This is a genomic window from Sorangium sp. So ce362 (assembly GCF_051519845.1).
In the GTDB taxonomy this organism is placed as follows: Bacteria; Myxococcota_A; Polyangia; order Polyangiales; family Polyangiaceae; genus Sorangium.
On record NZ_CP150332.1, the window covers coordinates 7,642,530 to 7,653,873 of the forward strand.

General features: G+C 72.8%; 9 protein-coding genes. 6 read left to right on the forward strand and 3 right to left on the reverse strand.

The genetic code is table 11. The features are described from left to right. Window positions 1–7: 7 nt before the first annotated feature. From WMF17_RS29130 to WMF17_RS29140, 3 genes are all read left to right on the forward strand, one after another. The gene (locus tag WMF17_RS29130) at window positions 8–1,633 is read left to right on the forward strand and encodes a hypothetical protein (RefSeq protein ID WP_437644286.1); all 1,626 of its coding nucleotides are present in this window, start codon (window positions 8–10) and stop codon (window positions 1,631–1,633) included. Window positions 1,634–1,793: 160 nt separating this feature from the next. Further along, the gene (locus WMF17_RS29135; protein WP_437596437.1) at window positions 1,794–2,561 is read left to right on the forward strand and encodes a hypothetical protein; all 768 of its coding nucleotides are present in this window, start codon (window positions 1,794–1,796) and stop codon (window positions 2,559–2,561) included. Between the two features lie 56 nt (window positions 2,562–2,617). Beyond that, window positions 2,618–4,297: a hypothetical protein gene (locus WMF17_RS29140; RefSeq protein ID WP_437644287.1), complete on the forward strand. Its 1,680-nt coding sequence runs from the start codon at window positions 2,618–2,620 to the stop codon at window positions 4,295–4,297. Between the two features lie 78 nt (window positions 4,298–4,375). Here WMF17_RS29140 and WMF17_RS29145 read toward each other — a convergent pair whose 3' ends face one another. Beyond that, window positions 4,376–5,242 carry a hypothetical protein gene (locus WMF17_RS29145; RefSeq protein ID WP_437644288.1) on the reverse strand — a complete coding sequence of 289 codons (867 nt, stop codon included), beginning with the start codon at window positions 5,240–5,242 and terminating at the stop codon, window positions 4,376–4,378. Window positions 5,243–5,249: 7 nt separating this feature from the next. Then, the gene (locus WMF17_RS29150; protein WP_437644289.1) at window positions 5,250–5,489 is read right to left on the reverse strand and encodes a hypothetical protein; all 240 of its coding nucleotides are present in this window, start codon (window positions 5,487–5,489) and stop codon (window positions 5,250–5,252) included. 987 nt (window positions 5,490–6,476) lie between these two features. On the opposite strand from WMF17_RS29150, the gene WMF17_RS29155 reads away from it, so the two are divergent. From WMF17_RS29155 to WMF17_RS29165, 3 genes are all read left to right on the forward strand, one after another. Beyond that, the gene (locus WMF17_RS29155; protein ID WP_437644290.1) at window positions 6,477–7,856 is read left to right on the forward strand and encodes a S41 family peptidase; all 1,380 of its coding nucleotides are present in this window, start codon (window positions 6,477–6,479) and stop codon (window positions 7,854–7,856) included. 90 nt (window positions 7,857–7,946) lie between these two features. Next, window positions 7,947–8,702 (forward strand): hypothetical protein, encoded by a 756-nt coding sequence (locus WMF17_RS29160; protein ID WP_437644291.1) that lies wholly within the window; start codon window positions 7,947–7,949, stop codon window positions 8,700–8,702. A gap of 40 nt (window positions 8,703–8,742) precedes the next feature. Beyond that, entirely contained in the window at window positions 8,743–9,504 is a 762-nt protein-coding gene (locus WMF17_RS29165) for a hypothetical protein (protein ID WP_437644292.1), read from the forward strand. 153 nt (window positions 9,505–9,657) lie between these two features. Here the strand turns inward: WMF17_RS29165 and WMF17_RS29170 are convergent, their stop codons facing one another. After that, window positions 9,658–11,295 carry a glucose-6-phosphate isomerase gene (locus WMF17_RS29170; RefSeq protein ID WP_437644293.1) on the reverse strand — a complete coding sequence of 546 codons (1,638 nt, stop codon included), beginning with the start codon at window positions 11,293–11,295 and terminating at the stop codon, window positions 9,658–9,660. Window positions 11,296–11,344 lie beyond the last annotated feature (49 nt).

Genomic DNA, 11,344 nt, shown 5'->3' on the forward strand with positions numbered 1-11,344 from the left:
CGGGAAGATGACGCGCGATCTCACGAGCACTCGACCCCTGTTCTGCGCCGGGCTGCTCGCCGTCGCGGCCACAGGGGGCTGCAACGCGATCATCGGGCTCGAGGTCGGCGAGCTGGACTCCTCGTCCGGCAGCGCGGGCGCGACGTCGGCGAGCGTGTCCGCGGTCGGCACGGGCGGCGGCGGCCATGGCGGGGGTGGCGGCGGCGGGGGTGGCGGCGGCGGGGGTGGCGGCGGCGAGGGTGGCAGCGGCGGGGAGGAGGCGCTCTGCGGCCATGTCCGCGAGGGGGCTGTCCGCGCGCCGTCGAGCGAGTGGGGAAAGCTGTCGGGCCTGTCGGTCGCCGGCATCGCGGCGCTGGACGGCGCGGTGACGGCGATCGTCAAGGAAAGCCGAGGGCTCGACACCGCGCCCGACAAGATCGGGTTCTCGGTCGCGAGGTGGGACCCGTCCGGGACCCTCGACGGCGCGTACGGGATGCGGACCGGCGACCTGCCCGGCAGCGTCTGGCCCGAGCACCTCCTCGTCGTCTCGGACGTCGCCTACGTGACCGGGTCGTCGGATGCGCCGTTCGCCCTGCTCACGCCGGACGGCGGGTGCTCCGTCGGCGCGCACGTCGATACCGGGCATAAACCGAGCTTTCTGGCGGCGCTCGACCAGCTGGGCAAATGCAGCTGGATCTGGAGCGTCGACGCCGAGCTCAACACCTCCCCGATCGCTCTGGCGGCGACGCCCAAGCGGGTCGTGTTCGCTGTCTCGGTGTCGGGAGCGGCGCGCGCGAGCACCGACGATTGCCTCCTCGGGACCGGCGACGCGCGCGGGTCCACGGAGCTCGTGGGGCTCGACGCGGACGGCATGTGCATCTGGAACCTCGCGTTCGATACCACCGCGACCGTCCGCGTCGAAGAGCTCGTCGCCTCCCCGGAGACCGGGGAGGTGCTCGTCGTCGGCGACTACAATGCGCCGGATGGGGGGATCAAGATCCAGGCGAAAGAGCTCCCCGCCACACCGGATCGCGACCTGTTCGTCGCGCGCGTCCGGCTCGAGGACGGCGAGGTGACGGAGGTCCTCCCGCTCAGGGCCCCTGGAAACCAGTCGGCGGCGCGACACGGGGCCGCGCTGCTCCCGGGCGGCGACCTCGTGCTCTCCGGGACGTACACCGGGCCGTCCTTCAGCTTCCAGGACGACTGCCCGCTCCTGCCGGAGGCGGGGGAGACGGAGAACACCTTCGTCGCGCGCGTCTCGAGGGGTGGAGTGGCCTGGAGCCGTGGATTCGGCGACGCCGCGGAAGATCAGATGGTCGTCAGCCTCGAAGTGGACAGCGTCGGCTCGATCTACGTGACGGGGACGCTCGAGGGCGAGATTCCTCTGGGGCCCGGCGAGAGGCTCGCGGCCGAGGCGGATCAGCTGTCGAGCTATCTGATCGTGCTCAGTCCGGGCGGCGGCGTCCTCTCGGCCACCGCGCTCGCGGGGGCCGGCACCGTGGCCGTCTGGTCGGTCGCGCCGGGCGCGACGCTCGGCGATCCGCTCTACATCGCCGGTGAGCTGACGGACACGTTCCCTCTCGTGCCCACCGACAACCATCCCATCCAGGCGCCGGGAGAAGGGTTCATCGCTCGGTTGAAGGGCATGCCGTGACCGCCGCGCGCGCTCTCGAGCGCGCGCCAGGCGAATAGCCCACGACATTTCCACACGACACCGCAGAGCCTGCCACGCACGGGAGAGCCTGCCAGGTGCGGCGCGGCGCATAATCCAGCCACCGGTTGACGCCGGTGGGATCGGCAGCTTCCATTCGTGCATGCGCTTGCTTCACCGATGTTTCCACCTGGCTCTCCCCACCGCCGCCGCCGCCCTGAGCGCCGCAGCGGGGTGTGATTTCCCCGACGCCACGTTCACCGACGACACGAGCGCCGCGAGCGCTGGCGGAGCCGGCGCCGGCGCCACCACGTCGTCGGCGAGCACCGCCGCCTCGTCCTCGGACGCAGCGGGCTCCGGCGGCGGCGCGGCGACCTCCGGCGCGGGCGGCGACGGCGGCGGCGCGGCGGCCTCCGGCTCCGGCGGCGCGGGCGGCGCGGGCGGCGACGGCGCTGGCGGCAACGGCGCGGGCGGCGACGGCGCGGGCGGCGACGCGGCGACCTCCAGCGCGAGCGCGAGCTCGGCGGTCTCCGGCTCCGGCGGCGGCGCGGCGAGCTCCAGCTCCAGCTCGGCCGTCTCCGGCTCCGGCGGGGGCGGCAGCGTCGACTGCGACGCCGACGACGATGGCTATCGTTCGACCGCGTGCGAGGGCGGCAACGACTGCAACGACAACAACCCCTCGGTCCACCCCGGCCAGCCCAGCACGTTCTACGAGACGCCGATCAGGCCGGGGGGCGGCTTCGATTACGACTGCAGCGGCGCGGAGGAGCGGGAGCTCCCGGTGGTCAACTGCAGCGGCCTCGTTTGCGCGGCGACGACCAACGTGTTCCTGACGAACGTCGCGTGCGGAGCCCGAGGTCCATTCGGCGGTTGCAACGCCCTCTGCCAGACCACCATCATCTATCCTGACTCCGTCAGGGCTTGCCACTGAGCCCGCGCTGGCGCGATGGTGGCCTCGGGGATGCCACGCAGCGGAGAGCCGAGCCGATGAAACGCGAACCTCGTACGATCCGATCCATCGTGTCCTGCGCCGGCCTGTTCGCCGCCGTGGCGGGCGGCTGCAACGCGCTCATCGGGCTCGAGGTCGGCGAGCTGGATTCATCGCAGGCCGGCGCGGGCGCGGCCCCGGGCGCGACCTCCTCCTCGGAGGTCTCGGGCACCGGCGGCTCGGGCACGGGCGGCATGGGCGCGGGCGGCTCCGGTGCGGACGGCTCCGGTGCGGGTGGCTCCGGCGCCGGAGAGTCGGGCGGCGGGGGCTCGGGCGCGGGAGGTGCGGGCAGCGGCGGCGGGGGCAGCGGCGGCGGGAGTCCGGTGTGCAGCGACGCCGGGGGCGCCATCATCGAGCCGTCGGCCAAGTGGGGCGAGACCCTCGGCTTCGACGTGGGCGACCTCGCCGCATCGGGCGGCGCGTTGACGGCCGTCGTCACGGATGTCCTCGACGATTCGGCGTATCAGTTCACGGTCGCGAAGTGGAGCGCCGGCGGGGCGCGCGACAGCCGCTACGGGCTGGCGGCGAAGGGCGTGTGGGGCTTGCACCTGGCTGCCGGCAGTGACTTCACCTATGTGGCCGGGGAGTCCGAGGGGGCCATCAACCTGCCCACCGGGAATCTCAGCGCATGCCGCGTTGGCCCGCCTCTGCTCGATACCGCCTTCACGACGAGCTTCGTGGCGGCGCTCGGTCCAGAGGGCAAGTGCGGGTGGGTGTGGAGCGTCGACGCCAAGCACGGTACCACCGCGCGCGGCCTCGCGGCGACCTCCGAGGCGGTCGTCTTCGCCGTCGACGTGTCGGAGGCCGGCAGGAGCTTCGGGCCGTGCGCGCCCGGGGACATCCCGGCCGATTCGGCGCTGCTCGCCGCGCTCTACCCGGCGGACGGCGCGTGCAGGTGGCAGCGCCGCCTCGGACCGCGAGCGGCCGTGACCGTCAAGGCGATCGCCGCCGACACGAGGTCGGGGTCGAGGCTCGTGACCGTCGTGGGCGACTACGACTCGCTGAGCGGAGACGTCTCGTTCGGCGGAGACACCCCCTTCGCCTCGCAGCGCCGCGATGTCTTCATCGCGCGCTATGTGTCGAGCAGCGGCGCCCTGCAGGACGTGAAGCCGCTGAACCTCGACGGCGATCAGCAGGTGGCGCAGCACGGGGCCGCGCTGCTCCCGGGCGGCGACGTCGTGATCGCCGGCACGTACCGCGGGCGCATCAGCTTCGGCGATCGCTGCCCGGCGCTGCCCGACGCGGGGGAGACGGAGAACTTCTTCATCGCGCGCGTCTCGGACGATGGCGTCGTGTGGAGCCGCGGGTTCGGCGACGCGACGGAGAGCCAGATCGCCGCCGGCGTGGCGGTGGACGAGGGTGGCTCGATCTACGTCACGGGCGAGTTCACGGGCGCGATCGCGCTGGGGAGCGCCGGGATGCTCACGACCTCCCGGAAGCGGGCGGGATTCCTCATGAGGCTGGATGCCCAAGGCAACCTCATCTCGGCGGCCCGGTTCGAGGGAGACGGCTCCGTCGCCGTGCGGATCGTCGCGGCGAGCGGGGCATCCGGCGAGCCTCTCTACATCGCAGGCGTCGTGGCGGGGACGCTCGACCTCCCCGGGCTCGACAAGCCGCTCGGCAGCGACGGCGATCGGGAATCGCACGGGTTCATCGCGAGGCTGTCGGGCATGCGCTGATCCGCGGGCGCGTGCGCGGACGCGCCGGGAGCGGCGGCTCCGGCGTGGAGGATCTGCGGGACCAGGAGGGGACCGGGGTCAGCGGTCGCAGCACGCCACGTGCGTCTCCCCCGGCTCCAGCTTGCCGCCTTCGATCGTGGAGACCGAAGGGGTGCAGGAGCCGGGTTCGTCCTGGATGAAAGCGGATCGCATCGCCGCGAGCGGTGCGTTGGCGACCCTGCTGCACAGCGGTGACTCGATGTTGGTGATCAACGTGTTGCCAAGTGCGTCGAAGCAGCGTTCATCCTGGTAGAGCGTGATTTGCGCCGTGCATTCCCCGCCGGTCGGCGCGCCGCAGGAGCAAGGCGTGCAGGTGCGGGCATCGATGACGGTGGAAAAATCATGCCGAAACGGGTAGCCCTTCCAGCATTCTCCATTGGCCTGCGTAGGGTAGCAAGAAAAGGCGTATCCAGGAATCCGGTGTGGAGTCTTGGGCTTGCAAGCCCTCACATCTGCCAGGGGACGGCGCCACGGTTCCGGCGCCGGTGCCACGGGGGCGCAGGGAGCCAGCGCCGGCGGCTCGAAGGTCACGGACGCGAAGGCGTCGCTCTGGATGGGCGTGGCAGCCGCCGCGCAAGACCCGTCCCAGGATTCGCTGGCTTCCACGGAGCCGACGTCGTCCTCGCCAGGGCAGACCGAGGCGTGCACGGTCACCTTCGACGGCAGCGTGCAGGCGGCTGGGCCGCACTCGCAGGCTTCGCATTTGTCCGGCGTCTCCTTCCCGACCAACCCCTCCCACAAGACCTCATCTCCGAAGAGGCAATCGGTGCTATCGCCATGGTTCTCAAACCGAACGTAGAAGTGTTCGCGCTCGTCTGGAGACGGCAAATCGTAGGACTCCGGCGAACAGCCGATGGGAGCGAACGCGGTCAACGTGAGGAACACAGCCGAGCGCATCGTGGTCACCAACCCTTCACGGCAGCGGTTCCGTGGCGCAGCAGAACACGCGCGTATCGTCATGTTCCACCAGGCCGCGAGTTTCGGAGGTGCTCGTCGTCGGCGTGCAGGTGCCCGGCTCGTCCTGCGTGAGGATCACGCGCACAGCCGAGAGCGGCTCGGGCGCGGGGGTGTCGTGGCATGTCGTGTCGTTGAGCCCGACCCCGAAACCCGTGTCAAGCCGATTCACACACGTGGTATCGCCGTACAGGAGCACGTCGACCCTGCAATTACCTCCTGACGCTGCAAGCACACGGCGTACACGTGCGGTTGTCCCGCCCTCGATGGGTGTTCGCTAAGATGCAAGCTTGCATGGCTCGCCGCGCCGGACGCGAGGGGACCTTATCCGGCGTGGCGTTGCTCTCTACATCATCTAGCCGCCGGCAGGGAGCGTCCCAGCTGCCACCGTGTTTCATTCGTTCAAGATTGTCGCATTGGGAAATCGACAACAAAATTCTCACTCGATAACAAAAAAAAAGCACGTAACAAGGGCGACGGGCCGTCAGGAGCGGACCGTTCTGTTGATTTTTTGGGACTCCAAGGTGATCGGTACTCTAGGTCCGCCGGCGCGGAGCCGCCGCGAAGCGGCGCAGAAGTCCGGCCATCCTGGCCGACCTCCTGGCTGGCGGGACTGGTCAGCGGGTCGGGACGGGTTGTGTGCCGCAGCGTCGAAGGCCATGGTGTGCCGAGCGCCGTGGACCGTGGGGCTGGCGAAGAGCGTGAGGAGGCCCAATTGCTGCGCAGGACACATACAAGACCGCGCAGGAGGGTACCGGCGCTGCGCAGGAGGGTACCGGCGCCGCGCAGGAGGGTACCGGCGCCGCGCAGGAGGGTACCGGCGCCGCGCAGGAGGGTGCGCGACGCTGCGCAGGAGGACACCGAGGCTGCGCAGGAGGGACGGCGACGGTGCGCAGGCGCCGAACCATGGTTGCGCAGGACACGAACAGGGCTGCGCAGGAGGGTGCGCGACGCTGCGCAGGACGCGCGCGATCCTGACGCAGGACACCCCAACGGGTGCGCAGGAGGAGAGCGCCGGCTGCGCAGGACGCCGCCGAGACGCTCTGCAGATGCGCCCGGGTCGGCCTCGCCCACGCCTCGCCGCCGCGCCGGAGCCCTGGATCTCGCTGCGATGCCGTGACCTCCTTCACGGACCCGAGCGGCTCCGGTTGCGCCGGCGGCGCGGGCCGTCGCACCCTCGCGCGCGATGCCCGCCCCATGCTCGCTCCGCCGGCCGCGGCGCGCCGCGGCCGGCGCGAGCGCGGCGCTCTCCTGCGCCTTGCTCGCATGCGCCGCGCTCTCCTGCGCCCCGGCGCCGGCGCTCTCCCCCACGAGGGAGCCCGCGCCGCTCCGGAGCGTGCGCATCGCCGACGGTGATCTCGACGGCGAGCCGCGGACCGTGTCCGCGGCCGAGGCGCTCCGCGATCTCGATGACGCGCGCTACGCCTTCGAGCACGCCTACGCGGGCCTCGACGGGCGCTCACCGTCTCCCTCGCCGCTCGCGATCGCCCGGGCCCAGGGCGCGCTCCGCAGCCGCGCGGCGTGGCGCCCCGCCGAGCTCGCGCGGCTCCTCCACGACGTGTTCGCGGCGCCCGACGGTCACCTCGCGTTCGGCCACGGCGGCCGCGCGCCGCTCCGGCTGGCCGCGACCCCGCCGCCCGCGCCGCGCCTCGAGCGCGCGGCCGCCGCCGAGACCGCGCCCCGCGCGGCACCTCCGCGGCGGCGCGATGCCCCTCCGCGGCGGCTCGATTCGCCGCGCCGCCTCGGCCACGGCCCGCCCGTCGAGCTCACGCGGAGCCGCGATGGCGTCCCCGTGCTCGCCATCCGCACCTTCAGCAGCGCCGCCGCCCCGGCGCTCGCGGCGCTCCCTGCGCTCGCGGCCGAGCTGCGGCGAGCGCCCGCCTTCGTCGTGGATCTGCGCGGCAACGCCGGCGGCAACTACCTCTTCGCCGAGCGCTTCGCGCTCGCGCTCACCGACGCGCCGCTCTGCGCGCTCGACGAGCGCGAGGTCATCTCCGTCGCGGCCGCCGAGGGGCGCGCCAACAGCGTCCGCCGGCGGCTCGCGCGCGGCGACGTCCCGGACGAGGCGCGACCGCGCTTCGTCGAGCACCTCGCCGCGCTCGAGCGCCTCGCCGGGACGCTGCGGGCGCGCGCCGTGGGCCGCGGCGCCGCGGCGCCGCGCGCCGACCTCACGACCCGCGGCGCGCAGGTCCGCGGGCGGGCGGCGGGGCCGCTCGAGGGGCGCGCCGTCTTCCTGGTCGACCGCGGCTGCGCGTCGGCGTGCGAGATGCTGCTCGCGCTGGTCCGACAGATCCCGGGCGTCCTCGTGGCCGGGCAGAACACCCGCGGCGGCATGAGCGTCGGCGAGCTCGCGTTCTTCCGGCTCCCGCGCTCGGGCGTCACCCTCTCGTTCGGCACCCGCGCGTTCCGCGACCCGCTCGGCGACTTCGCCGAGCTGCGCGGGTTCGAGCCCGACGTCCGGCTCGACGGCGCGGACCTCGTCGAGGAGGCGGCTGCGCTCGCGCTGCGCGGAGCGCCCTCGGGCCCACCCCGCCGCGACGCGCGGACATCGTGCGCGCCTCGTTGAGTTCGCGAGCGGTGCGCGTATCCTGGCCTCGCTGCACCGAAGCCACCCGCAGTTCCTTGGAGTCGCCGCGCGAGCGCGACGGGAGCCAGCATGCCGATCGGGCATACCGAAGGGAGTATCGTTCCACGTCGCCGCCTCGCCGCGCCGCGCGCCCGCTGCGCGCAGGCCGCCGCGCTGCTCGCGGCGCTGCTCGGGCTGGCCGCGACGGCGGCCGCGCAGGAGCCGGCCGCGCCGCCGGAGCCCGCGCTCGGCAGCACATCGGCGAGCCCCGCCGCGCCGAGCGCTCCTCCCGCGCCTGCGGGCGCTCCTCCCGCGCCTGCGGGCGCTCCTCCCGCGCCTGCGGGCGGCGCGCTGGTGCCCGTTCCGCAGGGCTACTACTTGCCGCCGCCGTCGCTCCCGCCGTGGGCGAACCCGCGGACCATCCAGTACGAAGAGGGGGACCCGATCCCGCGCGGCTACGCGCTCAGGACCAGGCCGGACCGCACGCTCCTCGGGGCGGGGCTCCTGACGTTCGGCGTTCCGTACGCGATCTCGTTCACGGTCGCGGGCATCGCGACCCTCGCGGACGAGGATTTCGACGAGTTCGGGCCGCTGTTCATCCCGTTCGTCGGCCCGATGATCGGCACGGCGACCATGGACGTCGAGGGCGCGGGCCTCTTCTGGCTCGCGATGGACAGCGTGCTCCAGGTGAGCGGGCTGCTCCTGTATGCCGCCAGCTTCGCCCACGAGGAGGTCTATTTGGAGCGCCAGTTCTCGGTGAGCCCGCGCGGCCCCGAGCACGCTGCGTCCAGGTGGCCTGCGATCTCGATAGGCCCGTCGTCCGCGGAGCTCCGATGGCGATTCTGAGCCGGCGATCCTGCGCCGGGAGCTCTCACCCCGAAGGGAGATGCACGTGATCGCGATCCGCACTGTCCTTTCGATGGCCTCGCTGCTCGGCGTGCTCGCGCTCGCTACGCCGGCCGCCGCGGAGGGCGTCGCACCGTCCGTGCAGGGCGCGCAGCCGCCCCCTGGCTACCCGCCGCCGGGCGACGCGCCTCCAGGCTACCCGCCGCCTCCAGGCTACGCGCCTCCAGGCTACGCGCCTCCAGGCTACCTGCCTCCAGGCTACGCGCCTCCAGGCTACCTGCCTCCAGGCTACGCGCCTCCAGGCTACCCGCCGCCGCCGGGCTACGCGCCAGCTGCACCGCCCGTCATCCTCGGCATGCCGCGGACGCTGCCCTTCAAGGAACGCGAGCCGCCGCCGGCGGGCTACCGCCTCGAGACGCAGATGAGCCGCCGACTGGTGGTCGCGGGGTCCATCGTCCTCGGCACCGCGTGGGCGCTCGCCGCGCTGACGGCCGGGAGCATCCTCGCCGAGGGAGAGAGCGAGGCCGGCAGCTACACGCCGCTGTTCGTGCCCGTGGGCGGCCCGTTCATCACGCTCGCCACGGGCGAGGACATCGACTTCTCCAGCGACGGCGGCCAGGTCGCCGGCTCGCTCGTGCTCCTCAACGGGCTCACCCAGGTGACGGGCTTCGCGCTGCTCGTCGCGGGCCTCGTCTCCAATCAGCAGGTCTGGGTGCGCAGCGACATCCCGCGCAAGGTGTCGCTCCACACCCCCGAGCTCCTCGTCGGCCCGACCGGCGGGACCCTGCGCGTCCAGTTCTGAGGCGCGAGCGCCAGGAGCGCCAGGAGCGCCAGGAGCGCCTCTCGGCTCCCGGCGCCTCCTGCGTCCTTCACGCCTCGCCTCGCGCCTCGCCGGGGGCCCGTCGGCCGCCCCGAGCAAGGCAGCACGCTCCCCCCGGGGGGGTGGACGCCCCCCTCACCGCGCCAGCCGGTACGTCGCGTCGAACGGCGAGCCCCCCTGCGGCACCTCCCGGACGACCCCGCGCTCCGGGTTCGCCGCGAGGTGGCGCAGGATCCAGAAGACCGTCTCGACGTCGTCGGTGCCCGCCGCGCGCGCGATCTCCTCGATCGGCAGCGCGCGCCCCGCGCCGGCGGCCAGCGCAGCGAGCACCTTGGCCTGCAGATCCAGCACCTCCTGCGCGGCCTTCTTCCCGGCCTCGACGCCGGGCTGGTGGTACGCGTTGATGCCCACGAGCGACGCATACAGCCCGACCGCGCGCTCGTAGAGCGCGATCAGCATGCCGACGGCGCGCGCGTCGACCGTCTCGATCGTGATCGAGATCGACTCGCGCCCGCTCTCGCTGAGCGCCTTGCGCGTTCCCTGGAGGAAGCCGGAGAGGTAGTCGCCCGTCGTGACGCCGGGGTCGACCTCGATCGCGCCGCGCGACGGCGCGCGATCGCGGAGCACCTCGATGAACGTGACGAAGAAATTGTCGAGCCCGTCACGCAGCTGCTGCACGTACGCGTGCTGATCGGTCGAGCCCTTGTTGCCGTAGACGGCGATCCCCTGGCAGACCTCCTTGCCCTGGCGATCGAGCCGCTTGCCCAGCGACTCCATCACGAGCTGCTGGAGATAGCGGGAGAACAGCTCGAGCCTGTCCTTGTACGGGAGCAGCACCATGTCCTTCCGGCCCACGCCGCCTGTCGCCGAGTACCAGGCGAGCGCGAGCAGCGCCGCCGGGTTCCGGGGCACCTCCTTCGAGCGCGTGACCTCATCCATCTCGCGCGCCCCCTGCAGCATCTCCACGATCGACAGCCCCTGCAGCGCCGCCGGCAGCAGGCCGACCGCCGAGAGCTCGCTCGTCCGCCCGCCGACCCAGTCCCACATCGGGAAGCGGGCCAGAAAGCCGTGCTTCGTCGCGAACCTGTCGAGCTCGCTCCCCTCCCCTGTCACCGCGACCGCGTGCGCGCCGAGCGAGAGGCCGAGCCGCCGGTACGCCGCCTCGAGCTCGAGCATCCCGTTGCGCGTCTCCTTCGTCCCGCCCGATTTCGAGACAATCACCGCGAGCGTCGCGCCGAGATCGTCCCCGATCGCGTCCAGCGTGCGATCGATCCCGTCAGGATCCGTGTTGTCGAAGAAGTACGGCTGCATCCGGTCGGCCGGCGTCCCCAGCGCCGACGCGACGAACTGCGGCCCGAGCGCCGAGCCGCCGATCCCGACGACGAGCACCTTGCGGAAGCGGGCCGCCCGCTCCGGCCGCACGCGCGCCGCGTGCACGTCCGCCGCGAAGCTCAGGATCCGCGCGTTCGTCGCCTCGATCGCGGCGCGCAGCGCGGCCTCGGGCGCGAGCTCCGGCGCGCGCAGCCAGTAATGGCCGACTCGGCGGTCCTCGTCGGGGTTCGCGATGCTCCCGCCCTCGAGCGCCGCCATCTCGGCGAGCGCCGCCTGGATGCGCGGCTCCATCGTGGCGAAAAAGTCTTTCTCGAAGTGGATCCGGCTCACGTCCAGCCAGAGACCGAGGCTGGGGTCGTGGAAGAGGTGGTCCCGGAAGCGATCGAAGGGGAGGACGGCGGGCGCCGGTCCTCGACCCGGGGTTGCGCGGTCTTGATCCATGGTCCCCCTTGTACCGCTTCTCCCTACCATTTCTCCAGGCGCTCGGACC

What these genes read in the sequence shown, in the direction of transcription:
- WMF17_RS29130 (WP_437644286.1), top strand. Translation starts at nt 8, where the DNA reads ATGACGCGCGATCTCACGAGCACTCGACCCCTGTTCTGCGCCGGGCTG.
- WMF17_RS29135 (WP_437596437.1), top strand. Translation starts at nt 1,794, where the DNA reads ATGCGCTTGCTTCACCGATGTTTCCACCTGGCTCTCCCCACCGCCGCC.
- WMF17_RS29140 (WP_437644287.1), top strand. Translation starts at nt 2,618, where the DNA reads ATGAAACGCGAACCTCGTACGATCCGATCCATCGTGTCCTGCGCCGGC.
- WMF17_RS29155 (WP_437644290.1), top strand. Translation starts at nt 6,477, where the DNA reads ATGCCCGCCCCATGCTCGCTCCGCCGGCCGCGGCGCGCCGCGGCCGGC.
- WMF17_RS29160 (WP_437644291.1), top strand. Translation starts at nt 7,947, where the DNA reads ATGCCGATCGGGCATACCGAAGGGAGTATCGTTCCACGTCGCCGCCTC.
- WMF17_RS29165 (WP_437644292.1), top strand. Translation starts at nt 8,743, where the DNA reads ATGCACGTGATCGCGATCCGCACTGTCCTTTCGATGGCCTCGCTGCTC.
- WMF17_RS29170 (WP_437644293.1), bottom strand. Translation starts at nt 11,295, where the DNA reads ATGGATCAAGACCGCGCAACCCCGGGTCGAGGACCGGCGCCCGCCGTC.